The sequence below is a fragment of the Candidatus Bathyarchaeota archaeon A05DMB-5 genome (assembly GCA_019685655.1).
In the GTDB taxonomy this organism is placed as follows: Archaea; Thermoproteota; Bathyarchaeia; order Bathyarchaeales; family Bathycorpusculaceae; genus DSLH01.
This window is the reverse complement of the sequence record JABFQP010000001.1, coordinates 380620-405475: the sequence shown is the minus strand read 5'-3', so window position 1 is coordinate 405475 and position 24856 is coordinate 380620. Positions and strand designations below refer to the sequence as shown.

Annotated in this window: 25 protein-coding genes and 1 tRNA gene; 17 read left to right on the top strand and 9 right to left on the bottom strand. The window is 42.1% G+C overall.

The features are described 5' to 3' along the window. Window positions 1-70: 70 nt before the first annotated feature. Window positions 71-934, bottom strand: a complete 864-nt coding sequence (locus HM003_02315; GenBank protein MBX5328175.1) for a hypothetical protein — start codon at window positions 932-934, stop codon at window positions 71-73. Window positions 935-1087: 153 nt separating this feature from the next. Here HM003_02315 and HM003_02310 point away from each other — a divergent pair, with 153 nt between their 5' ends. Beyond that, window positions 1088-1684 (top strand): phosphoribosyltransferase, encoded by a 597-nt coding sequence (locus tag HM003_02310; GenBank protein ID MBX5328174.1) that lies wholly within the window; start codon window positions 1088-1090, stop codon window positions 1682-1684. Beyond that, window positions 1678-2244: a hypothetical protein gene (locus HM003_02305; protein ID MBX5328173.1), complete on the top strand. Its 567-nt coding sequence runs from the start codon at window positions 1678-1680 to the stop codon at window positions 2242-2244. Before HM003_02310 ends, HM003_02305 begins: the two co-directional genes overlap by 7 nt. Before the next feature lies 1 nt (window position 2245). Here the strand turns inward: HM003_02305 and HM003_02300 are convergent, their stop codons facing one another. Continuing rightward, complete coding sequence (locus HM003_02300; protein MBX5328172.1) at window positions 2246-2770, bottom strand: RNA methyltransferase; 525 nt, start codon at window positions 2768-2770, stop codon at window positions 2246-2248. 265 nt (window positions 2771-3035) lie between these two features. On the opposite strand from HM003_02300, the gene HM003_02295 reads away from it, so the two are divergent. From HM003_02295 to HM003_02265, 7 genes are all read left to right on the top strand, one after another. Further along, on the top strand, window positions 3036-3974 hold the full coding sequence (locus tag HM003_02295; GenBank protein ID MBX5328171.1) for an asparaginase: 939 nt from the start codon (window positions 3036-3038) through the stop codon (window positions 3972-3974). Between the two features lie 319 nt (window positions 3975-4293). Beyond that, window positions 4294-6081 carry a ribosome biogenesis/translation initiation ATPase RLI gene (locus HM003_02290; GenBank protein MBX5328170.1) on the top strand — a complete coding sequence of 596 codons (1788 nt, stop codon included), beginning with the start codon at window positions 4294-4296 and terminating at the stop codon, window positions 6079-6081. Window positions 6082-6116: 35 nt separating this feature from the next. After that, window positions 6117-6521, top strand: coding sequence for a cytidine deaminase (locus HM003_02285; GenBank protein ID MBX5328169.1), 405 nt, complete (start codon window positions 6117-6119; stop codon window positions 6519-6521). A gap of 93 nt (window positions 6522-6614) precedes the next feature. After that, window positions 6615-8144: a DNA topoisomerase VI subunit B gene (locus tag HM003_02280; GenBank protein ID MBX5328168.1), complete on the top strand. Its 1530-nt coding sequence runs from the start codon at window positions 6615-6617 to the stop codon at window positions 8142-8144. Between the two features lie 7 nt (window positions 8145-8151). Continuing rightward, window positions 8152-9216, top strand: coding sequence for a DNA topoisomerase IV subunit A (locus HM003_02275; GenBank protein MBX5328167.1), 1065 nt, complete (start codon window positions 8152-8154; stop codon window positions 9214-9216). A 76-nt stretch (window positions 9217-9292) separates the two neighbouring features. Further along, a complete protein-coding gene (locus tag HM003_02270; protein ID MBX5328166.1) occupies window positions 9293-11251 on the top strand; it encodes a hypothetical protein in 1959 nt (652 codons plus the stop codon). Window positions 11252-11322: 71 nt separating this feature from the next. Beyond that, window positions 11323-11526 (top strand): hypothetical protein, encoded by a 204-nt coding sequence (locus HM003_02265; protein MBX5328165.1) that lies wholly within the window; start codon window positions 11323-11325, stop codon window positions 11524-11526. 16 nt (window positions 11527-11542) lie between these two features. On the opposite strand, the gene HM003_02260 is transcribed toward HM003_02265, so the two are convergent. Next, window positions 11543-11860, bottom strand: a complete 318-nt coding sequence (locus HM003_02260; GenBank protein ID MBX5328164.1) for a DUF4342 domain-containing protein — start codon at window positions 11858-11860, stop codon at window positions 11543-11545. A gap of 100 nt (window positions 11861-11960) precedes the next feature. Between HM003_02260 and infB the strand changes: the two genes are divergently transcribed. Beyond that, the gene (infB, locus tag HM003_02255; GenBank protein MBX5328163.1) at window positions 11961-13742 is read left to right on the top strand and encodes a translation initiation factor IF-2; all 1782 of its coding nucleotides are present in this window, start codon (window positions 11961-11963) and stop codon (window positions 13740-13742) included. Window positions 13743-14334: 592 nt separating this feature from the next. Then, window positions 14335-14742: a hypothetical protein gene (locus HM003_02250; protein MBX5328162.1), complete on the top strand. Its 408-nt coding sequence runs from the start codon at window positions 14335-14337 to the stop codon at window positions 14740-14742. A 153-nt stretch (window positions 14743-14895) separates the two neighbouring features. Here HM003_02250 and HM003_02245 read toward each other — a convergent pair whose 3' ends face one another. From HM003_02245 to HM003_02235, 3 genes are read right to left on the bottom strand one after another with little or no spacing between them, the layout of a single operon-like run. Continuing rightward, entirely contained in the window at window positions 14896-15081 is a 186-nt protein-coding gene (locus HM003_02245; protein MBX5328161.1) for a hypothetical protein, read from the bottom strand. A 35-nt stretch (window positions 15082-15116) separates the two neighbouring features. After that, window positions 15117-16235, bottom strand: coding sequence for a radical SAM protein (locus HM003_02240; GenBank protein MBX5328160.1), 1119 nt, complete (start codon window positions 16233-16235; stop codon window positions 15117-15119). Continuing rightward, entirely contained in the window at window positions 16235-16528 is a 294-nt protein-coding gene (locus HM003_02235; GenBank protein ID MBX5328159.1) for a MoaD family protein, read from the bottom strand. Before HM003_02235 ends, HM003_02240 begins: the two co-directional genes overlap by 1 nt. A 170-nt stretch (window positions 16529-16698) precedes the next feature. On the opposite strand from HM003_02235, the gene HM003_02230 reads away from it, so the two are divergent. Then, complete coding sequence (locus HM003_02230) at window positions 16699-18342, top strand: thermosome subunit (GenBank protein MBX5328158.1); 1644 nt, start codon at window positions 16699-16701, stop codon at window positions 18340-18342. A 90-nt stretch (window positions 18343-18432) separates the two neighbouring features. Further along, a tRNA-Glu gene (locus tag HM003_02225) sits at window positions 18433-18507 on the top strand. A gap of 23 nt (window positions 18508-18530) precedes the next feature. On the opposite strand, the gene HM003_02220 is transcribed toward HM003_02225, so the two are convergent. Beyond that, window positions 18531-19526, bottom strand: a complete 996-nt coding sequence (locus HM003_02220) for an asparagine synthetase (GenBank protein MBX5328157.1) — start codon at window positions 19524-19526, stop codon at window positions 18531-18533. A gap of 135 nt (window positions 19527-19661) precedes the next feature. Between HM003_02220 and HM003_02215 the strand changes: the two genes are divergently transcribed. Next, window positions 19662-20198: an Lrp/AsnC family transcriptional regulator gene (locus HM003_02215; GenBank protein MBX5328156.1), complete on the top strand. Its 537-nt coding sequence runs from the start codon at window positions 19662-19664 to the stop codon at window positions 20196-20198. Between the two features lie 17 nt (window positions 20199-20215). On the opposite strand, the gene HM003_02210 is transcribed toward HM003_02215, so the two are convergent. Beyond that, entirely contained in the window at window positions 20216-20368 is a 153-nt protein-coding gene (locus HM003_02210; protein ID MBX5328155.1) for a hypothetical protein, read from the bottom strand. Window positions 20369-20579: 211 nt separating this feature from the next. Between HM003_02210 and HM003_02205 the strand changes: the two genes are divergently transcribed. Continuing rightward, window positions 20580-21617 (top strand): M48 family metalloprotease, encoded by a 1038-nt coding sequence (locus tag HM003_02205; protein MBX5328154.1) that lies wholly within the window; start codon window positions 20580-20582, stop codon window positions 21615-21617. A gap of 4 nt (window positions 21618-21621) precedes the next feature. Here HM003_02205 and HM003_02200 read toward each other — a convergent pair whose 3' ends face one another. Then, window positions 21622-22338, bottom strand: a complete 717-nt coding sequence (locus tag HM003_02200; protein ID MBX5328153.1) for a hypothetical protein — start codon at window positions 22336-22338, stop codon at window positions 21622-21624. 168 nt (window positions 22339-22506) lie between these two features. Between HM003_02200 and HM003_02195 the strand changes: the two genes are divergently transcribed. Further along, window positions 22507-23349, top strand: coding sequence for a gamma-glutamyl ligase (locus HM003_02195; GenBank protein ID MBX5328152.1), 843 nt, complete (start codon window positions 22507-22509; stop codon window positions 23347-23349). Between the two features lie 8 nt (window positions 23350-23357). Continuing rightward, the gene (locus HM003_02190; protein ID MBX5328151.1) at window positions 23358-24854 is read left to right on the top strand and encodes a CoA-binding protein; all 1497 of its coding nucleotides are present in this window, start codon (window positions 23358-23360) and stop codon (window positions 24852-24854) included. The last annotated feature ends 2 nt before the right edge of the window (window positions 24855-24856 follow it).

The window sequence follows — 24856 nt, the reverse complement described above, 5'->3', positions numbered from 1 at the left end:
GAAGCATGTTTATTAGATAAGTATTTTTGAAGAAAGATAAAAAAAGAATGGGGTTTCAGCTTACTTAAGATTAAGAGGCTGCCTTTGGCTTTCTGACCGCGTAGATTATTATGCCTATGCCAATGAAAACCCAACCAAGCCCGAAGACAATGTAGCCTAATCCAACCATGGTAATTGCGCTTGAACCATTAGATAAAATGTCCTTAAACGCCTTTTCGAATCCCAGGAGCGACTCGGTTTCGCTATTCCATGCGTCTTGGTATAGGCTTAAAGCATCTTGATAATTGCTTACTGCGTCGCTAAATCTACCTTTTTTATAATCGTCGTCAGCCATGTCTTCCGTAGCTTCAGCCCTACGAAATAGTTCTCTTGCCTTTGCAGTAAGGGACATATAACCGTATGAGTATTTGTCAATTTCTCGTCTCAGTTCTATAGCTTCTGCTTGTTCGTCGGATAAAACTGCAAAATTGCTTCCGCTTTGCGGAGTGTTTGACCATAAGTTTGTTCCAACAGCATTAACGTCTTCTACATAAATCTTGTAGCTATGTTTTACAATGTTTGAAGCCACTGTTGTGTCTGGAACGGTAAACGTAATAGTGAATACATGCGACATTCCGGGTGGTAATCGGTAAATGAGCAACTCAGTTATGTTGACTTCAGTTGAAGAGTAGTTGATTCCCCAGTCAAAACCTACGTAAACAGCAGTTATGTTCATAGTGTCAGAAAGATGGTTGTAAACGTTGACTTTCAGAATTGCTGTGGACCCAGTTTTGTATCCAGCGGAAACAGTTCCTAGAAAATCGTCAGTTTCGTCTTTTAATAAAGCGTCAATCCAATTGTGCGATGATATAGTCGCTTTAGCCGGTCTAGCAATTGCAGACAGTGCGAAAATCGCTAGCATTGAAACTAAAAGCAACATATTTAGCTTTTTCATTTTTGAACCCAGATGATAAATCATATCGTACCATTTTTAACATTTTCTATATAACTGCCAACTCAAATGCAATGGTAAGAGGCAACTGCATTCTAAAACTTAATAATTGCTCCAACAAAAATACTTGTCAAAGAAATTAAGGATTGAGTGCACATGGAACTTGAGTTTGAAAGTCCTCAATGGAATCAAATATACACAATGCTTTTGAATTTGGCAGAAAAAATACGCAAAAACAAGTTCAAGCCAGACGTAATTGTGGGCGTTTCCAGAGGTGGTTGGCCACCTGCAAGAGTGCTCTCCGATTTGCTGAACAATCCTAACCTTGCTAATGTCAGAGCAGAATTTTATATTGGAGTTGCAGAAACAAAAGGTGAACCATGTTTAACGCAGCCAGTTTCTATGTCAGTCGAAAATAAGCGAGTACTTGTTGTGGACGAAATTGCGGACACAGGCAACAGTCTAAAGCTAGTTAAAGAGCACTTGCTTGAAAAAGGCGCAAAAGAAGTCAAAATAGCCACAATCTACTACAAGCCGTGGAGCATCATAAAACCAGACTACTACGAAAAGGAAACAAGCCGCTGGATAGTTTTTCCATGGGAAATAAAAGAAACTGTTAGAAAAATAGTCAAAAAATGCAGAGAAAAAGGAACGCCGGTGGAAAAAGAAATCGAGAAACTGATAAAGTCTGGAATTCCAGCAGAAATCGCCGAGAGGTTTTTAAAGGAAATTTTTGAGGAAGAAAATTGCTGAAACGCATAGAAGAATTTAGAAAGTATGTGGCAATAGAAGGCTTCAAAAACGCAAAAATCGGAGATGTAAAAAAATTTTTAGAGGAAATTAGGAAGGAAAAGCCTTCAAATGTGGAGATTCAATTTTTCGATGCAGAACTTATAGCTACCTGGCGACACTTGTATTTTGCAGTTTTAAACGCACTAACCGCCTTCAAAAACGAATGCAACATTTCAAAAAGTTTTGAAATGGAAACAATGCTCTATGCTTCAGCGCAACGTCAAATCCGAAAGGCTATGGAGCTTCTTGGAATCAAGCCCAAAACAGCGAACATAGCAGTGCTCGTGGTTGGAGACGAAAAAGAAAAGGTGAAGGCAACATTATCAGCTATTTCAAAGCGAATGGATGCGCAGACTGACGATAAAATTTTGGAAATGTCCGAACAAAAGATGGCGACTATCCGAAAAACTTTCAAAATATCAGACAAGGAGCTTGAAGCCGTAACGAAAGAAGATAATATAGAAGACGCTTTAACCGACCTTGTTATTGAACGGATGGCGCTGTTAGTTACTCAACGTTAGTTTATAGCACTTTTTCTTTTATGACCGCTAAGATTTCGTCAGGTTTTATGACGGAGATACCGGTCAATCCGCCGACAACTTCGATTAGGAGAATTTTGTCGGGTTTGTTTAAATCAACTTTTCTTTCTATGTTTGCTGCTGCATTCTCAATTATGTCTCTTGTTGATGTCTCTGTAAAGCGTTTCTCAACCGTCACGCGGAACGTTTCATTTTTCATTATTTTAGTGCTTAACTCAGTAGCAACCTTCTGAATAGCGCCTAAATCTGTGCGGACAACCTTCTCTATCGGAATTATCCTAAGAGTATAGCGAAATTCGTAGGGACGCTCATGCAAGATTTTGTGAAGCTTCTCTATAACTTCAAACGGGTTAAACGCGGTTTTTGCAACAATCAAACCTGCAACACCAGTTTTATCAACAGTCGCCGCTGAATCTCCCACTTCTCCAAGCAAATACCACAATTCAGAGCAAGCTTCATCCTCATTTCCCCGAGAAGTTGTAGCTAAAAGATTAAAATCTCTAAGCACAACCTCACCCTCACTATTAATTAAGTTAACAATCAAATTTAACATTTAATTGCTATAGAACAATTTTAGGGTCAGTGCAGGTTAGTGGCTATCTCATAGCTTTTGGCTCTCAGCCGTCGCCTCACATCATCCCACATTCAACATGCAATCACAAAGATTTATCCATTTTGATGCATGCACGTAAACATTAGGCTTAAATTTCTCTACAAATGACTTCTATAACTCTAAAGAGAAGGAATCAACATTGACAGAAATAAAGCCTGTAATCGTAGTTCACGGTGGAGCCGGCACGTGGCAACCAGAACGTAGCCAACCAGGGTTGGAAGGAGTTAAAAGAGCGGCAAGAACTGGTTTTGAAATTTTGAATAATGGCGGTAGCGCGGTTGACAGCGTGATGGAAGCTGTTGCAGTCATGGAAGATGACGGCGCGTTTAACGCAGGTTATGGGTCGACCTTAAACATTGAAAAGCAAGCGGAAATGGAAGCGTCAATTATGGATGGGAAAACGTTGCAAGCCGGCGCTGCAAGTCTTTTAAAAGACATTAAAAACCCTGTCCGTTTGGCAAGAATAGTTATGGAAAAAACAGACCATGTTTTCGTGGCTGGTGAAGGCGCAGAAAAACTCGCCGAGATTTTCAACCTTGAGAGAAGAAGCCCAATAACGGAGCTCAGACTCAAATATCATGAGCAACAGAAGAAAATCCTTCTTGAAGGCAAGTTTGAACTGCCAAAACTGTATGGGCTAGTTAAAAATCACCCAGAATTTTTCGAGCTTGAAACCGTAGGCGCCGTTGCACTAGACAAAGACGGAAATGTCGCAGCGGCAACTTCAACCGGCGGATTTCCATTAAAACTTCCAGGAAGAATAGGCGATTCACCGTTAATAGGATGCGGCACATACGCGGACAATCAAGCAGGAGCATGCTCAGCCACAGGTGTTGGCGAAATAGCCATACGGCTTGTTCTGGCAAAAACAGTTTGCAATTACATTGAAATGGGAAAAAACGCACAAGAAGCTGTCGAGTCAGCCATAAGTCTCGTAAACAAGAGAATGACAGCCACTTACAATTCCATGGGATTAATCGCGGTTGACACCAAAGGAAGATTTGGCGCAGCCCACAACTCACCAAACATGTGCTGGGCATACCAAACGCCAGAAACAAAAGAGACCGTTGCTTCTTTAACGGCTAAAATCGTGAAATAAAACATCTAAAAATACGTAGACAAACACGCCTTTTGGTTGCTATTCTCGACAAGTGACGTATAAAAATGCTTAAAGCAACGGTAGGTTTCTCTTGCATCCCTAAACACAAAGCAGATGGAGGTGAAAAAATGCGAGAGGAAGAGGAATGGGAAGAAGAGGAATGGGAAGAAGAAGAGTGGGAAGAGGAAGAATGGTAAATATTTAGTATCACGTAGAACTTTTTTTGTATCTTTCTTTATGAAAATATTCAAACGGTTTTTATATAATTTTGATGTTTATGTTTAGACTATACTAGCTAACATGCGATATGGGACGAGACATGACGAGAGTTGCAGTGATAGACTTTGACAAGTGCAAGCCAAAACGTTGCAATAGACTATGCCATCACTTTTGCCCTATAGTGCGCACACGCATAGAAGCCATACGATTTGAAGATGACAAAGCCGTAATTGTTGAATCTCTCTGCACTGGATGCGGAATATGCGTAAAAAAATGCCCGTTCAAAGCCATCTCAATAGTCAACCTTCCAGATGAGTTAGAAAAAGATTGTAGCCATCGCTTTGGAGAAAACACATTCAAACTCTACAGGCTGCCAACACCTGCCCCCAGCATGGTTTTAGGTTTGCTTGGGCAAAACGGAATAGGCAAAACAACAGCGCTTAAAATACTCTCTGGAGAAATCAAACTAAACCTTGGAAATTACGAAACGCCGCCAGAATGGAACGGAATAATCACACATTATAGAGGTTCAACGCTCCAAGGATATTTCCAAAAGATGAGCGAAAATAAACTCAAGATTTCGCATAAGCCACAATATGTAGACAAAATTCCAAAGGCTGTGTCTGGAAAAGTTGGAGAACTACTCGAGAAAGTAAACGAAAGAAAGAAACTTGAAGAAATCTCTGAACAACTTGAACTGAAACAGCTATGGAACCGCCCATTAGACGTTTTAAGCGGAGGCGAACTGCAACGTGTAGCCGTCGCTGCGGCAATTTGCCGCGAAGCTGACGTGTATCTTTTCGACGAACCATCAAGCTATTTAGACGTGAAACAAAGGTTGGAAGTAGCTAAAGCAATAAGAAGTTTAAAGGATGAAGAAAAAACAGTTATCGTAGCAGAACATGACCTAGCAATAATAGACTACTTATCAGACCAAATCTGCATTTTTTACGGAGAGCCAGGTGTCTACGGCGTAGTTTCTAACGTTCACGGCGTAAGAACTGGAATAAACATTTACTTGGAAGGATATATCCCAGACGAAAACGTCAGATTCAGAAAAGAAGCCATAATATTTCATGAGAAACCTCCACGCACAAGCTTTGATGTCGGCGAAACACAACTGAAATGGGGACAAATCGAAAAAACCTATGAAGGTTTCAAGTTTGTTGCAAGCCCTGGAGAAATAAAGAGAGGCGAAATCATCGGCATTCTTGGACCAAACGGTATTGGAAAAACAACCTTTGTGAAAATTCTTGCTGGAATCGAAGAAGCAGATGGTGGGGTCAAATTTGGAGAATTAGAAGTAAGCTACAAACCTCAATACATCTCCGCAGAATCCGAAAGTACAGTTCAAGAACTCCTTAAAAACGTCGCAAAAGAAAACTTCACCTCAAGCTGGTACAAAACAGAAATCATTCAACCCCTAAATGTAGAACCTCTTCTGGATAGAAATCTAACCGAACTCAGCGGTGGCGAACTACAAAAAGTCGCCATTGCCGCTTGTCTATCACGCAAAGCTCAACTATACCTACTTGACGAACCAAGCGCTTACTTAGACGTTGAAGAACGGTTGAGCATGGCACGAACAATCAGAAGAATCGTAGAAGCACATAACGTGACAGCCTTCGTCGTCGAACATGATGTGGTTGCCCAAGACTTTATAGCAGACCGCCTAATGGTTTTTACGGGAGAGCCCGGAGTGAAAGGAACCGCAAACCCACCCGTGAGCCTGAGAGACGGAATGAACATGTTTTTGAAGGACATGGAAGTCACTTTCCGAAGAGACCCAACTACAAAAAGACCAAGAGTCAACAAGGAAAACTCAAAGCTGGACAAGTTTCAAAAACAAATCGGAGAGTACTATTACGTACGTGAGTTGCGAAAATGAAGCAAAAGGTGAATGCCATGGTTAAGTTGAATAAAATAGAAAACGAATTGCTAAATACCGCTTTAAAAGCCATGGATAACGCATATGTTCTTTGGGGTTTCAAAGCTGGCGCCGCTGTTCTCGCTGAAGACGGAAAAATCTATGGCGGCTGTAACGTGGAAAGCTGGGTTTCTGGGCTCGGCATATGCGCAGAAAGATGCGCAATAAACCACGCGGTCTCGCATGGAAATCGCAAAATCAAAACAGTAGCCCTCGTTATGAATGCAGATGCAAATAAAGAACCCAGACCATGCGGAGCATGCTTACAGTACATTTATGACTTTGCAGAAAATCCCAAAATTAAAATCCTCATGGCAAAAGCAAAAAATGACAGAATACTGTTTGAAACCATTGAAGTAAAGAGTACTAAGGAGTTGTTGCCATTTCCTTTTCGAAAATGAATTATCTACACTGAAAAGTGTAGTTAAATTAAAGAATGAGCAAAGCATATCGTAGGGTGTTACCTTTCAGGGAGAGGCTGGTGGAAGCTTAAAGTGGCTCAGATAACCTTCGAAGAAATAAGCGCTTCAGACTTTTTCTACCGCAACCGCGACATTGCAGGCTTCACAAATCCATCAAGAGCCATCTTCGCAGCAATAAGAGAACTTGTTGAAAACTCTTTAGATGCCGCAGAAAGCCTAAAAATTCCACCAGACATCTACGTTCGACTCTCATATGAAGGAGAAGCCAGCAAAGAAACCCAAATTTACAAGCTAAGAGTGGAAGACAATGGCATAGGCGTTCCGCCGAGGCATATACCATCAGCCTTCGGGCAAGTGCTTTTCGGCTCAAAATACAAACTAAAACAACAGAGAGGAACATTCGGTCTCGGCGGAAAAATGGCAATCTTATACGGGCAAATCACCACGCACCAGCCAGCCACAATAATCTCCAGCACTGGTGGAATGTCAAAAATTTACAGTTATAAACTTATGATTGACATCCAACGAAACCGCCCCATAATACTTGACAGAAAAGTGCTCATAAACAAAGAACAATGGAGAGGAACAATAGTCGAATTCTGCTTGGAAGGCGACTATTTGAGGGCTATGCCAAAAATTTTGGATTACTTCAAACAAACAGCAATGGTTAATCCATATGCAAACTTAACATTCGTTGACCCAAAAGGAAGGCTATACAGATTCACCAGAGTAACCAAAGAAATGCCCGAACCACCAAAAGAAACATTACCACACCCTTACGGCGTAGACGTGGAGCTTCTTCAACGGCTAATCCAAGTCACACCATATAAAAACATGCTGGAATTTCTAAAAAACCACTTCCACAGAGTCGGAGAAATCACAGCACAAAAGTTCCTAGAATTCAGCAACATAAGCCCATCAAAAAATCCGAAGAAACTTTCACATGAAGAAATCGTCAGGCTAATGCACATGCTTAAAAAATTCAGGGAGTTCTTGCCGCCTGACGCTAGTTGCTTGTCTCCCTTAGGCGAAGAACTATTGAAAGCAGGAATCATGAAAGAACTAAAACCAGAGTTTGTAGCTGTCCACCAACGTAAACCCTCCACATACGCAGGCCACCCATTCATAATTGAAGTCGGCATCGCCTATGGCGGAGAAATCCCAAAGAAAGGAACCTTCATAATCTACCGATTTGCAAACAGAATCCCACTGCTTTACGACGAAGCAAGCGACGTCTCAGTTAAAGTCATAAACGCAATGAACTGGAGAAGATACAAAGTCACACCAGAAATGCCAATCGCGATTTTAGTACACATCTGCAGCACAAAAGTTCCATACAAAACTGTTGGAAAAGAATTCATCGCTGACCGACCAGAAGTCAGAAGAGAAATTGCTAATGGACTCAGAGAAGTTGCTCGTCAAATTCAACATTTCTTAACAAGAATAGAGCATGTGGATAGAGAAAAGAAACGACTGGGCGTCTTCAGCAAGTACCTGCCAAAAATAGCCCAATTCTCAGCAAAACTTGCTGGAAAAGAAAAACTCCCAGACATAGAAAAACTTTTGAAGAGCGTGAAAAGGTTTGGAACAGAAGAAACATAAAGTTAGCATGATAGAAAAAAGAAAAGAAGTCCTAGCAAGTTTAGAAAGTTTAGGGCTCAAAATTTACGACCAGCTTGACAGAGGCTATTTTCCATCGATAGAAATGCCAAGTCGATCAACAGAAAACATATACTACGACCCCCAAGTTAGACAATTCATATTAGGCGACCGAAAGGTTCGCAGAAGCGCCCGCAACATTCGCCACCTTAAACCTTTCACTCAACTCACTTGGGCTGCAACATTTTCTCATGAATTAACTTCACAACGAAAAACATCAACTTTAAGAGACGTGTACTATTCTGCACAAGCTTATGAGATGACCTTCACAGATCAGCAGGAATCAAACAATATAATAACGGATTTGGAGACAGTTCTGGGCTTATCGAGAGAAGACTTTAACATTTTTCCAGAAGAACGCTCAGCGGTTTTCGGCGACTTAACAATAGAATACACTGTTCCAGGTTATGAGGGAAGAACACTAAACCTAACATCGCACCCAGACGGTGTCTTAATCGGACCAGCATTGACGTCGTCTGAGTTCGTCAAAACATCTGCCGACAAAGTCATAGCCATAGAGAAAGGCGGTTTGTTCACACGCTTCATAGAAGAAAATGTGCACAAAAAATTCAACGCGTTACTCGTTTTAACGGCGGGACAAGCCCCGAGAGCAACAAGACATTTTATCAGAAGGCTTAACAGAGAACTGAACCTTCCAGTTTACGTTTTCACGGATGGCGACCCATGGGGAATGCACATAGCCATGGTGATAATTTCAGGTTCGGCAAATGCTGCACACCTCAGAGAACTTAATACGCCCGACGCAAAGTGGAGTGGTGTGTGGGCAACAGACATAGTAAATTACAAACTGCCGACAGACCCACTAGATGATGTGGACATGAAAAGGCTCTACGAGCTACAAAAAGACCCACGTTACAAAGACCCACTTTGGCAAAGAGAAATTAAAACATTCATGAAAATCAAACGAAAGGCAGAACAAGAAGCTTTCAGCAGATACGGCTTAACATACATTGTTGATGAATACTTGCCAGCGAAACTTGAAGAAACAAAATAATATGCAAATTGCATATTACCACCTCGAAATAACCCTTTTTATACAAGAATTGGAGTTGCATCTGGGAGAAAGGAGAATGCGAAAACTCTTAGCTGCTAGTCTTAACATTATCTTGCTATTCTTAATAATCTCTCCAATGTTAGTTGCAAACGTTTCAGGAAGGCGAAGCCACAACCAAAGCCAATCCATTATTTTATTATTGCAACAACTCTGCGGCAACGTTTCAATGTTGCCTAACGAAGCATTTGAAAATTCCAAACACGCAAACACAGAGAAGAACACTTTCTGCAATAAAATTAACGCCGTGATAAATCAGATTGAAGCTGGAGCTTATGATGGCGCAATAAACAAGTTGAGAAATGATATTGAAAATGCAGTTACAAAATGGGTTACCAATCCTTGGAAAGAACACTTGCTTAATTTAATCGAGGAAATCATCAAGCTCATTAAAGGATGTTGTTGCCCTCCACCGCAAGATTTGACGCCGCCAGTGATTCATGGAGTTTTTTATTATCCAGAAACGCCTGAATATGATGATTACGTGGGCGTTGTAGCGTATGTTACTGACTCAAAAAGCGGAGTCGCCAATGTAACTTTAAACTATTCAACAGATTTAGGCGAAAATCTTAATCTAACAATGAATAAAACTGACGGTTTCTACACAGCGGAGATTCCTCCTCAACCATACAACGTGAATGTTACTTTCCTCGTTTATGCATGGGATAAAGCCGGAAATGGCGCTATATCACCAACTTATTCATACAGAGTGGGAGATTTTCATCCACCAGCCATAACTTATATTGAACGAGTGCCAGCAGAACCAAACTTTAATGAAACCGTTTTAGTTTCTGTAAATGCGACTGAACCGCAATTTGCCAGCGGCGTCAAAGAAGTAATCTTAGCTTATAATAATGGAACAGGTTGGATGAACACTACAATGAGCGTTCAAGGAGGATTATATGCCGCAACAATTCCGGAATTTCCCTACGGAACATTTGTTCAATACCGAGTATACGCGTTTGATAATGCTGGAAACTGGATGGCTATGGATGTTTACTCTTACTCTATACAAGACCGGTTCTTGCCAGTTGCCAGAATTGACGCTCCAACTTGTGGAAGCTATTTGGCAGGAATGGCTAGTGTTGAGGTTTATGTTTATGATGATAATTTTGTCGGAGCAGACTTAACGGTTAACGGAACAATTTTAACATCGTGGAGTGAAGTTGGATATCATACGTATTTATGGAACACTACAACGCTACTTGACGGAGCTTACACATTAAAACTTGAAGCACACGACCAAGCGGAAAACATTGCCGAAACAGAATGCATAATAACAGTGGATAACACAGCGCCAACGGTGGAAATTACGTGGCCGCTGAATGGAAGCTATGTTAGAGGCATGGTTTTTGTTGAGATTAGTGCTGAAGACGCCAACTTTGATGTGATGAAGCTTAAGATTGATGAATCTGTCCATGTTTGGAATATGGATGGAAGCCAAACTTACATTTGGGAAACGACAGACTATGATGACGGAGTCTACACGATCGTTTTGTCGGCATGTGACAAGGCTGGAAACGAAGCTGAAATTAGCGTCTCGGTTAGTGTGGACAACACGGCGCCGTTGATTAGTAATCTTGTTTGGAATCCATTGGAGCCTATGGTTAATGAAGAAGTTAATGTTTCTGCAGAAGTTTTTGAGGAAGGAAGCGGAATTCAAAATGTCACTTTATGGTTCAAAATTGGCGAAGGCGAATGGAACAGTTTGGCTATGAGCTTGCAGAATGGCAATTGGACTGGCGTAATTCCTGGGCAAGAGGAAAATGCTACTGTCGCGTTCTTTGTGGAATGTTACGATAACGCTGGGAATTCTGCAGTGACACAAGAAAACGCGTATACTGTTAAGGCTGAAGGCGGTGGCGCAGGCGCGGTTTCCGGGTTTCCGTTGAGTTGGCTTCTGTTAATAATTGCGATAATTGCTTCAGTGATAGGCGGAACTGTTTACTATTACAAGTACCGGAAGAAACGGGCATAGTGTTTGAGAAGGAAATGCTTTAAATCTTGGACGGTTATTTCTATAGAAAACACATTCAGGAAGAAGTAGATATGAGCAGTGAAGAAGGCGGTTTCGGGTTAACGCTCGCTGAAAAATTCTTTGGATTCATACTTGTTGTTATTGGCATTATAGCAGCGTATTACACTTTCACAAGTGCCGATACTTTGGGAACGTTTACGGGATTTTTTGGATTCCTCAGTATTCTGCCTATAGTGATAGGAATAATTTTGGTTACTGCAAAAATAGAACAGTAACTGTTGCGCTGTATGGCTATTCTCTTCTTTCAACTACTATTTTACAGTTTGTTGCCAACGCTGCTATCACGCCTAACGCTGCAAGCCACGGTGCAAGAACTGTGCCGATTACGCCTACTGTGGCGGGGATTTCAAGCATAACTTTGCCTTTTTCGTCTTTTACGATTATTCTGGTTACGTTTCCTTCGTGGAGTAGTTCTTTGACTTGTTCGATTAGGTTGTCGGCGGATATTGTGAATTCTTCTTTCACTATTTTTGTTGCGGGTGTTCCGCAGTTGTAACAGTATTTGTCGTCTTCTTTTAGTTTGGCTCCGCATTTTGGGCAGTATGGCATGAGCGTTTTCTCCTTTTGGTTAGTGTTTATATGGGTAATGATTTATTAGTTTTGAAATGCGTGTTTGAAAAAAGGGCTTGTTGACGGGTGATGCGTTAAGATGCCAATTCGTCAGCCAATTGTTTGTGTTCTAGGACATGTTGATACTGGTAAGACTTTGCTTTTGGACAAGATTCGCAAAACGAGTGTGCAGGCGCGTGAAGTTGGTGGAATGACGCAGCATATTGGCGCAAGTTTTTTCCCAGTTGACACGTTGAAGCAGTTGGTTGGTCCTTTGTTGTCGATGGTTAAGGGCGAGGTTGAAATTCCGGGTTTGCTGATTATTGATACGCCTGGGCATGAGGCTTTCACTAATTTGCGTAAGCGTGGTGGAAGCGCTGCGGATATTGCGATTTTGGTGATTGATGTTTTGCGTGGTTTTGAGGCGCAGACGTATGAGTGTATTGAGATTTTGAAGGCGCGGAAGGTTCCGTTTTTAGTTGCTGCGAATAAGATTGATCGTGTTCCGGGTTGGAAGGCATTGGAGGATACGCCTTTTTTGCGTTCTTATCAGGCGCAGGATAGGTATGTGCGGGAGGATTTGGATAATCGGTTGTATGAGATTATTGGGGGTTTTTCGCGTTTGGGTTTTAGGGCTGACAGGTTTGATAGGATTAAGGATTTTACGAAGACTGTGGCGGTTGTGCCCGTTAGTGCTAAGACTGGTGAGGGTGTTACTGAGTTGTTGATGGTGCTTGTTGGTTTGACGCAGCAGTATTTGCAGAAGCGTTTGCAAACGACTGAAGGTGCTGCAAAAGGGACGGTTTTGGAAGTTAAAGAAGAACCTGGTTTGGGTTTGACGTTGAACATGATTGTTTATGATGGTGTTTTGCGGCGGGATGATGTTGTGGTTGTTGGTGGGCGAGAGAAGCCTATTGTGACGCGTGTTCGTGCGATTTTGGTTCCAAAGCCTTTGGATGAGATTCGTGATCCGCGTGACCGTTTTTCAAGTGTTGATGTGGTTTCGGCTGCGGCTGGTGTTAAGATTGTTGCGCCGGATTTGGAGGGGGCTTTGGCGGGTGCGCCTTTGTATGCGGTTGCGGAAGGCGAGAGTGTTGATAAGTATGTGGGGTTGGTTGGGGAGGAGGTTGAGCGGATTCGTATTGTGACGGGTGTGGATGGGGTTGTTGTGAAGGCGGATACGTTGGGGAGTTTGGAGGCGATTGCTGATTATTTGAAGAAGAATAATGTGCCGATTAGGTTGGCGGATGTGGGTGATGTTAGTAAGCGTGATGTTACTGAGGCTGCTGTTGTGAAGGAGCATGAGCCTTTGTATGGGGCTGTTTTGGCTTTTAATGTTCGGGTTTTGCCGGATGCTGAGGAAGAAGCGGCAGTTAAGGGTGTTCAGGTTTTTCGGGAGCAGATTATTTATCATTTGGTGGATAATTATTTGGTTTGGCTTAGAGGGAAGCGGGAAGCGAAGTTTGAGGTGGAATTTGAGCGTTTGGTTAAGCCTGGGAAGATTCGGGTTTTGGAGGGTTATGTGTTTAGGCGTGCGAAGCCTGCGATTTTTGGGGTGGAAGTGCTTGCGGGGAGGATTAAGCCGAGGGTTGCGTTGGTTCGAGGTGAGGATGGCGAAGATATAGGCGAAATACAGCAGATTCAAGAGAAAGGAGAAGCGCTTTCGGAGGCTAAGCAGGGTATGCAGGTGGCGATTTCAATGGATAAGCCGATGGTTGGGCGGCATGTGTTTGAGAGGGATGTATTGTTTGTGAAGGTGCCTGAAGCAGATGCAAAGGTTTTGTTGTCGACGTTTATAGATAGGCTTAGCGTGGACGAGCAGGAAGTGCTGAACGAGTTTGTTGCGTTGATGCGGAAGAAGACGCCTTTTTGGGCAGCGTAATAGAGGCATAAGCGTTTAGGAGAAGTTATAGCTCCCTTATATATACGTTGAATTTTTGGTTGAAAGTTAAGTGGGGCTTTTCCCTCTTTTTGTATGAAAATGGCTTGACTGTTGTTGATATCTAAAAGTGATGCTAAAAAACTGGCTTGTTAAGAAATAAATATTAAGTTGTCAACTTTTGTCTTGTCTGGTTTCAGCGATACTGTTTTTTGTGGAGAACTATGTATGGTTCTTACTTTTTCTTCTTAATATAGAAGATTAACACCATCAAGGATACTGTTAAAGCTATGAGGAAATACAAAAGTTTTCTTACAGTTTTAGCCCTGCTGTCAAAGGTTTCTCTCTTTGGCGCCCTTAGTGTTCATGTATAACACTGTGACTCTCTCCTGAAATTCCCTAAACGACCCACACGTATCGAAACAGTGTGTGGGTGAAGAATCAAGTTTCTAAGGTATCATAGTTTTCCTGAGGATTTCCATTTTCGATGCTCTATTCATTTTCAGCGTAAATTCGCAAAATATTTAAAAGACCTTGACGCGTAATTGCGAACGTACTTTAATCGTGCAATCCTTCGGAAATGGAGTTGCGAAACATGAGAACAAGTTGGATTTTAATTATCGCTTCTATTGTTTCACTAGTTTCTGGTGTTTTTATTATTTTAGGCGGGATACTCTCATATCTTTGGTTATGCGCTGGTTGGGAAATGAAGTGGTTGGACGAGACTATGCACCAATGGAAGGAAAACGTGAAGGCTTGGCACATGGAAGGTGTTATCCAGATTATGAGTATAGCAGGAATAGCAATAGGGTTGCTTGTCATTGTTTTAGCGGTGATGGTTTATCTTAAACCGTTGAATCATAAGTCATGGGGAGGTTTAATTATAACGTTCTCCGCGATAAGTCTCTGGACAGGTATGGGTGGTTTAAGTTTAGGATTTATTCTTGGACTCGTTGGCGGCGTATTGACTATACTCGGAAAACCACGAAAAACAATTGAATAAAAAATGTAGCAGGCATGTTTTAGGCTCCTCCACTATCTTACATTTATTAGCAGCAAGAGTTCTATACTACTTTTTGGGATTTTAGCGCTTGTTTCTTACTTGTTAGAGCAGTTATTCACTATATGATATAAATAAGGCACCAGTTTTGTAAGTTCAAGTAGGAGACTTTTTGAATGGGCTGGGGAAATATACTGCCTTTTTAGTTATCTCAACTGAGCATGTTCCAGTTCTCTTGCACCAATCCTCGCATTTACTTGCAGTCTCTTCATCCAAATAGCCTAAACCGCACATTTCACAAAGAAAAAGAATCTTACCGCCAATTTTCTCCTTTCTAACCAACTAAATTACCCCTCACCAATCAAATTAAACTACATTCATGAAAGCAAATGAACATTTCCTATCCTCGTGTTTTTCAAATATTTCTCAGCCACTTTTTGACATTCCAAAGCCTGCTGCTTACTCGTAGTTGGCAAATCATTCATCACATAGCACGGGTAAAACGCCAAAAGCGTGTAAGGAATACTAGTGTCTATTTCGCTTATGAACTTGGCGATTCCCTCAACTTCTTCCGCATCCACGTAACCCGGAACAAGAAGCGTGCTCGCCCCAAGCACCGGCAACTCTCTACGCTTTGCATAAAACTTCTCTCCAATCATTCGAAAATTTTCCAGCGTCGGCTTGTTCGAAACTCCACACAACGCAAGACTTAACGGTTCACCCCAACACTTCAAATCAAACTTAATGTTACCACCACTCTCCAAGGCGATTTCTGCTGCTTTCTCCGCCAACCGAGGATTCATGTAACCATTCGTTTCCCAACAAACCCGCAAAATATGCTTCTCAGCTTTCGCCTTTTCCAACACTATACGCGATGTCTCAAGCGAATGCGGCATTTGTGGAGACGGGTCACCGCCAAAATAGCAAATACACGAAACATGCGCGTCCACTTTAGCTGCCAAATCCTCAGCGCTCAATACAGGCTCATGCTTAACAGACAAGCGCCGGTAATGCCAGTTCTGACAAAACAAACAATCGTAGCTACAAGCGCCGTAAAAAACCGCCAAATTCGCATACCCAAACTCCGCAGTAGGCTTAAGCGCATAACGCGGATAACCCGCGCCCGTGCAGCCCGGACAAAACCACCAACGAACACAATTAGTCGGCAAACCATCATAATACCACTCCAAAACACCACGTTCAGCCGTGCCACCATACCGAACCAAACGCCCATTAGCATTGCACACAAGCCCACAAAACCCACGCTTACCATCACCAATCACACACTCATTCGCACACACACCACAAGCCAAACCATCTGCATCCCTTGGCGGCTCAGCAGGCAAACCAAACACTGCGCGGCTCTTCGCATGAACATTACGCGTTATCTCAAGCGCCTTCTCAGGCTTTTCCCTAATACACCTTAAACAAACACCTAAACCATCCGAAACCGTCGCGGCACTATAACCACAAACAAGACATTTACCCATAACCATTAACCGCCGCCCACAGGCGGAATAATCGCCAAAACATCCCCATCCCTAAGAGGCGTATCCAAACCACTAAGTGCTGATGCGCTTCTTCCATTAACGAGAAACTGCAAAAAACCTTTCACTTCGCCAGTTTTCTGGTCAAAAACGTAATCAACAAAGTCCCGCCCATAACATTTTGAAAGCCTCTCCAAAACCAAACCCACAGTCACTTTATCCTTGCCCGAAAACTCCAACATCTCCTCTCGCTTGCCAGTCAACTCTCGTAGGCTAGTGAAGAACCGCACTGAAACACGCACTGAAATGCTCACCAAAAAACAAAGAGCCAAACCACAATTTTAACCCTTATGCATTCAATTATACAATCGCAACAAACAAAAGTAAAAGTTTATATTTTTGTGCCTTTTGCTTATTCCGAATTGGCAAAAAACTAACATTCTAACAATAAAAGGTGAAAGGTGAGTTAAAAATGGCATACTTAACAACAACAGCATCCGGACAACCTGTACTCATACTAAAAGAAGGCACATCAAGAACCCGCGGACGCGAAGCCCAAAGAAACAACATAATGGCAGCCCGCGTAATCGGCGAAGTACTCAAAACCACGCTGGGACCACGAGGCATGGACAAAATGTTAATCGACAGCCTCGGCGACATAACAATAACCAACGACGGCGCAGCCATACTCAACGAAATAGAAGTCGAACACCCAGCAGCAAAAATGATGGTGGAAATCGCAAAAACACAAGACGACATGGTAGGAGACGGAACAACAACCGCCGTAGTACTAGCCGGCGAACTACTCAAAAAAGCAGAAGAACTCCTAGACCAAAACATCCACCCAACAATAATCGTAAGCGGCTACCGCAAAGCAGCAAACAAAGCCGTAGAAATCATAAACAAAATCGCCACACCAGTAAACATCGAAGACCGCCAAACACTCAAAAAAGTAGCTTTAACCTCAATGGCAAGCAAAGCCGTAGGCACAGCACGCGAGCACCTAGCAGAAATCGCCATAGACGCAGTAAAACAAATAGCAGAAAAACGCGGAGACCGCATGATAGCCGACATAGACAACATCCAAATAATCAAAAAAACAGGCAAAAGCCTACTCGAATCACAACTAGTCCAAGGCTTAATAGTTGACAAAGAAGTTGTCCACCCAGGCATGCCAAAAAAAATCGAAAAAGCCAAAATCGCACTATTAGACTGCCCATTAGAAATTGAAAAAACAGAATTCAGCGCCGAAATACGCATACGAGACCCCAACCAAATGAAAGCCTTCCTCGACCAAGAAACCAAAATGCTCAAAGAAATGGTTGACAAAATCAAAGCCTCAGGCGCAAACGTGGTTTTCTGCCAAAAAGGCATAGACGACATGGCACAACATTTCCTAGCAAAAGAAGGCATACTTGCCGCCAGACGCGTAAAGCAGTCAGACATGGAAAAACTCTCACGCGCAACAGGCGGACGCATAATCACAGACTTAGCCGACTTAACAAAACAAGACCTAGGCGACGCAGGCGTAGTCGAAGAACGCAAAATCGGCGAAGACAAAATGATTTTCGTCGAAAAATGCAAAGACCCGCGTTCTGTAGCCGTGCTAATCCGTGCAGGACTAGAAAGAATGATTGACGAAGCCGAACGCGCAATGACAGACGCGTTATCAGTCGTGTCAGACGTGATAGAAAACAACAAAATCGTCGCAGGCGGAGGCGCAGTAGAAGTCGAAATAGCCAAAGAACTGCGAGACTACGCAACAAAAGTCGGCGGACGCGAACAACTCGCAATAGAAGCCTTCGCAGACGCCATAGAAGTAATACCACGCACACTAGCCGAAAATGCTGGGTTAGAACCAATAGACATAATCGTTGAACTACGCGCTACACATGAAAAAACAGACGGAAAACACATGGGCGTAAACGTTTTCACAGGCAAAACAGAAAACACCTACAACAACGGCGTAGTCGAACCACTCATAGTCAAGGAACAAGCAGTCAAATCCGCCGCAGAATCCGCATCAATGATACTACGCATAGACGATGTCATCGCCGCAACAAAACCAAAAGAAGAAAAGCCACCAAAAGGCGGAGAAACCGAAAGCGAAGAATAGCCCCTCCCTCTGATTTTTTCTCTCTCTCCAAAACCCCACGTTTTAATACATCAAAAATTTAAACAACAAAACATATTCTATTAGCGGAAAGCTCCGGTAGTATAGTCCGGTCAAGTATAGCGGCCTCTCGAGCCGCGGACCCGGGTTCAAATCCCGGCCGGAGCATTAAACTTTATCAAAAAGTTTTTTTATAGGTCGTATACTAGTCCTGGGATTTTTGGGAACATTTGCGTTTCTCCCACATGCTTAGCGCCTGTTATCCAGCTGACTAGTCTTTCTATTCCTATTCCAGCGCCTGCAGAAGGTTTTAGTTTTCCTTGTTTTGATAAGCTTAGCAGCAATGCGAAATTTTCTTGTTTGATGTTGTCTCTTTCCATTTTTCTTACTAATTTGTGGTATTCCCATTCTCTTTTTGAGCCAGAAAGCACCTCTCCATACTTGGGCAACAGCAAATCATAGTTGTCCCACATGCCTTTCTCAAAGTCTTCGAAATCGTAGAATTCACGGGGAATGTTAGTTATCCATACAGGGTTGACGATTTCAAGCGTGAGCTGTGTTTCCCAGTTTCTTCCATACTCGTTTTCAAGCTCCTCTCTATCATAAACTTTGAATGGTGCTTCGGGAATTTTCAAGCTGTGATTTCTGTTGAGAAAAGACAATTCAAAACTCAAATTGTTTTTCACGTTTCTTACTAGCCCTGAAATCATTTTTTCAACGAAGCTTCTCACTTCGCGAGAACTTGCGTTTCTGATTTCAAAATCTAACTGTGTAAACTCGTAGACATGCAATCCGCTGTTTGCTCTTTCCATTTTCTCGATTCTCACGTTCGGCGAAAGTGTAAACAGTTTTGGCTGGACAAGAGAGCAAGCAACCATCTTGTGAACTATCATGCTTTGTGTTGCTCTAACAGTTTTTCCGTAAATCTCTACTTCAACGCGCTTCTCGATAGATGCGCCTGGATCAGGCCAGAGAGGGTCGGTGGATTTGGAAAATATAACTGGCAGCAGCCATTCGAATCCACTTTTCAAGAATTCGCTTGTGAGATATTTTAATGTGAAAGTTGTTATTTTGCTGACGATTTGTTTTCTTTGAATCTCGCTTTCGGAGAGTAGCTCTAGAGGTTTTGGTATCTCTACTGGTTTATTCTGAGCTATCGTTATGCTTCTTGCAGATGCTGGAGCCATCTTCAAACAATTGCCTCCAGATGTTACTGCTGCAAAAATTGATGTGCACTGTTGATTATAAATTTTTTATAAGAAAAATTACAAGTTTTCCAAAAAAACAAGATTTTTATAAGAGAAAAATGTAATAATTCCAACATGGAACTCAAGCTCGATGAAAAAGATTTAGCGATTCTCGCATTATTGCAGAAGAATTGCAGATTGACCGCAAGGCAAATCGCTAGAAAGGTTAATTCGCCTATAACGACGGTTTTCGCGAAAATAAAGCGTATGGAAAAGTTAGGCGTAATAAAAGAGTATAAGACAATTCTGGATTCAAAGAAACTTGGTAATGCCACAACAGCTTTCATTCTTGTTTCAGTTTCCTACAGAACTAAAAATGATGGAGAACTAATTTCGCAGAGGGAGATTGCGAACGAAATAGTAAAGTTCCCTGAAGTTCAAGAGGTTCACATAATCACTGGTGACTGGGATTTGCTGATAAAACTTAAGGCTGAAGATGTTGATGCTGTTGGAAAATTTATCATCGATAGACTACGGTTTATTAGGGGTATAGAAAAGACACTTACATGCATGGTTTTTGAGACTTGTAAGGAGACAACAGAAATACAAATTAGTGTAAAGAAGAAACCGAACAAGTCTTATGAAGAGATAATCAGGAAGCTAAAACACTAGAACATCCATATCCTCGTTTAGTATCTGACGCAAACTCTTCCGCCGAGCTCTTCGACAGTTAACCTTAATTTTTCTATGGCCTTTCGCATTCTATTATTCACTTCCTTTTGCCAGCCTCTTGAGCCGTTTGGAACTTCCACTTCAATCACATACGCATATTTCTTACTCATAAGTTCCGCCTCCATCTGCCTCGTTATTAAAAAATGCCACTGCAGAGTATTTAATGGATGTGAAGTTGAAGTATGGATTCTACATATTTGTAAGTCAGATTCAGAATCCATCTTCGCAAAAATAAATACGCAAACACATAGAAAACTTAATCGCTTTGTTTAAGAAAAAACTTAATTCCGAAGTTGTCATGTCGATATTGCTGGGAAAAGCTTGGGCAGACTAGCCGAGTTAAAGCTTGCAATGGGAACATCCATATTTCTAGTGGCACTAATATTTGCTATGTTCTTGTCCGCCATAATGTTCATTCTCAACTTCCCATTAATCTATGCAGTGATAGGCACGATGCTGTTTATTCTATTGGAATACCTTATCGGACCAGCCATCGTCGCAAGCTCAACCCGCCTACGTTACTTGAAAGACGGAGAAAATCCGTGGCTTGAATCAACAGTGAAAGAACTTGCAGAAAAAAGCGGAATTCCAATGCCAAAATTGGCTGTGGTGCCGGAAAACACGCCTAACGCTTTCGTGTTTGGCAGAACCGCGAAAGGTGCCACTCTTGCAGTTCACGAAGGACTCTTAACAAAACTTACCCAAGAAGAAATCAAAGGCGTTATTGGACACGAGTTGGGTCACATAAAACATAAGGATTACATTGTAATGACTGTTCTTTCGGCTATACCGCTTCTTGCTTATCTTATCGCTAGAGGAACATGGGAAGTGGCTAGACTCAGCGGCTCATCGTCAAAGAAGAAAGAGGAAGGCAGCATCAAAGCGGCTTTCATCGCAGCGGCAATAGTGTCATACATCGTTTACATAATTTCGCTGTTATGCGTAATGCGCCTCAGCAGACTTCGAGAACATTATGCTGACGCCTATTCTGCCTATCTAACGGGTTCGCCTCGAAGCCTACAAAGCGCACTGGCAAAGATTACCTATGGCTTATCGCTTTCTTCAAAGCCGCCGTCTGGAGCCAGAGCCTTCTATATAGGTGACCCTGCAATGGCTAGAGAGGAAGTGGGTATTGTAATGGAGAAAAAGGAAGAGTATGACTTAGACAAGGATGGAGTGCTTGACGAGAGAGAACTAGAGTTAGCCATGGAAAAAGAAGCTAAATCCGCATGGGCAAGAATAAATACATGGTTTGCTACCCACCCACCAACATTCAGGCGAATACTGCTTTTGCGTGAAATAGAAGAAGAAATGCAGAGCGGAAGATTCACAAGTGACCGAATATACGCCAAAATATAAGAAGTTAAGGTTGAGCCAGTGTTGTTTGACCTGACAAAACGCGTCTCGGAGTTTTCTTTGGATTAATCAAATCTTCCACTATTTTGAACTGTCTTTCGTATATGTGGCAATTTTTGCTGTGAAAGATTAGTTTACCAGTTTGAAGGCTTAAATTTCCTCTTTCATTGATTTCTGACACAAGCGCTTCCGCAAACAACTGAATCCCTGCTATGTTAGCTGGCAAGCCGGCATAGGCGTCCCATGACCTAAAATAGCAAGTCAAATGCAGTTGTCCATCCAGTATTTCTGTGTCTATTAAACTCAAGCATGGAGGCTCATGTTTCTCGTTTCCAATTTTCTTTTTAATGTCCTCAGGCATTCTTATCACAAGAGTTACTTGTCTGTCGTTTCTTTCCTCCAGATACCTTTTGATTGCTTCTTCGACTTGGTCGACTGGTTTTCTGAGTCTGGAACCGTACGTGTAGGTTTCGTCTTCAATTAGCCCCGACCACAAGTATTTTAGCGCATACCATTGAACGTATTTCATGTCGCATGGAGCCTTATCATCCACTAAGGGTCGGTTTTCTGGGTGGAGAATTTCTATGCTTACGTTAAGCTTCTTTGTAAGGGAACATTCAGACCCGTACTTAACTACGAACATATCACCGTTCTTCCATATTTCATTTAATGTTTTATACCAAGCATCGGGACAGTCGAACGCTTGAATTTTAACGTGTTTCATTAGTTTTGAAACCCCCTAAGCAGTTCCCTCTGCATGCACGCATTAATCGGTCAGTATAGTTTAAAACGTTATTTATTCCTTTTAACAGTTCTAAATCTTTTTTGACAGAGTGTATTCCAAAGCTTTTAACAATTTAGCGAGATATTTTGAATTACTGATGCGATTTAAATGGTCAAGTATAAAGTGCGTGTTGTAATAACGAAATATTGGCGTCCCGGAGAGGATTACTTAAGAGAAATAATCCATAATGTCAAGGGAAAGATTGCTGATGGAGATTTTGTTGTTGTTTCGGAAAAGGCAATCTCAACAGCCTTAAACAATATTGTTGATGAAAGCGTTGTTGAACCAAGTTTAAGTGCCAAACGGATTGCCAAGTTTTGGATGCGCATAGTTTGGGGTTACCTTCTGGGTCGGTTGTGTCGCCTTCGCGGAAAACTCATCCAGCACCTCAAAAACTATCCCTTAGAGAGCGGAAGCCGTCATAAGCAAGTTGCGTTACAATATGCAGGGCTTCTGCAAGCTTTGATGTTTGGTTCGGAAGGTGGAATTGACGGAAGCAACCTACCATACTCGTATGTTAGCTTGCCATTAAACAACGTCCAAGAGATAGCACAAAAAATACGCTCGCAAATTTGGTTGAATCTGCATAAGAAAGTCGTAGTGATAATCGTGGACACCGACAAAACCTACTCGTTTATGAATTTTCATTTTACTCCACGTCCAAAACCATTCAAAGGCATTCATTCATTCGGTGGTTTTCTCACGTATATTGTTGGGCGGTTTTTGAAGCTCAAGCGAAGAGCCACGCCGATAGCTGTGGCTGGATGTAAATTGCCTACAGAAAACGCTTTGGAAATCGCCCAGATAGCGAATCGTGTTAGAGGTTTTGGCGCCGGAAAAACTGTTTGGGACATGGCGGAAAAATTCAAAGCTGGATTAACTGATGTAAGTTGGGAGATGCTGGAGACAGTAAAGCATAAACCCATAGTCATTGTTAGAAGCAAAAGGTGAAAAACTTCATGGAATCAACAATTAAGCAATTGGATGCTTTCTTTAAACCAAAATCCGTCGCAGTTGTTGGAGCAACAAAAAGAATAAACAAAGCTGGGCATGTAATTTTCAAAAATTTTGTTGAAAACAAAAGAAGAGGAGTTTTCAAAGGAGAGGTTTTCCCAGTTAACCCCAACGAGGACTCCATTTTAGGATTTACATGTTATCCCACATTGACAAAAATTCCCGGCAAACTTGATTTAGTCGTGATTGTTGTTCCCGCAAGCATTGTTCCAAAAATAATGGAAGATGCAGCATCCAAAAAAGTGAAAGTCGCAGTCATCATAAGCTCAGGATTCAGCGAAATCGGAAACCACGAACTTGAAAACAAAATTGTAGCAACCGCCAAAAAAGCAGGAATACGCGTTCTAGGACCAAACTGCCTTGGAGTTTATGACACAAGAACAGGTGTAGACATGCTGTTTCTGCCAGAAACAAAAATTCTCACAACCGGAGATGAAGTTGTCGCGACTCCAAGACCGTTAAAAGGAGACATCGCAATCGTCACACAAAGCGGCGCCTTCGGCGTTTCAGCGCTTGACTATTTAACCGGTCGCCAAATCGGAGTCAGCAAGTTTGTAAGTTTCGGCAACAAATGCGACGTAGATGAAGCTGAAATGCTGCATTACCTTTTGTATGATGACGAAACTAAAGTTGTTCTGCTGTATGTTGAGGATATAAAATCTGGAAGAGAATTCATCAAAATAGCTAAAAACGTAACAAAGAAAAAGCCAATAGTGGCGCTTAAAGCTGGAAGAACAGAAGCTGGCGCAAGAGCCGCTGCTTCGCACACTGGCGCCATGGCTGGTTCAGACAAAATATATGATGCTGTTTTTGCACAGACCGGAGTTTTAAGAGCAAAGGACATGGAAGAGTTTTTTGACGCTGGAAAAGCATTGGCTATGCAGCCACCAGCAAATGGCGAAAACGTGGGAATAATCACAGACGCAGGTGGTCCAGGCATAATGGCTGTTGACGAGTGCGAATTGAGAGGATTAACAGTTAAACGTTTTTCTCAGAGCACAATTCGAAAATTTGAACGCTTAAAGGAAGAAGGGAAAATTCCAAAGTTTGCAACCAACTCAAACCCGGTGGACGTGACGGGTTCTGCAACTTCGGAGATGTTTGAATATGCAACGGAAATTCTCTTTCAAGACCCAGAAATCCATGGCATAATACTGCTCGGTTTACATCATACACCAGCCTTGCAGGAAGACTACATTGACAGAGTAGCAAAGGTCGCAAGCAAATACGAAAAACCCATAGTCGCATGCGACATCGGAGAGACAGAAATGGCTTTACACACACGCTTCAGATTTGACAAACTAGGCATTCCTGCTTATCCTTCGCCGGAAGACGCAGCAAGAGCCATGAACGCCCTAGTAAAATATGGACTTTACTTGAAGAAAAATGGATGCTTACGAGAATATGTGAAAAGTTTTCTGAAAAACAAACAGAAACGGTAGCC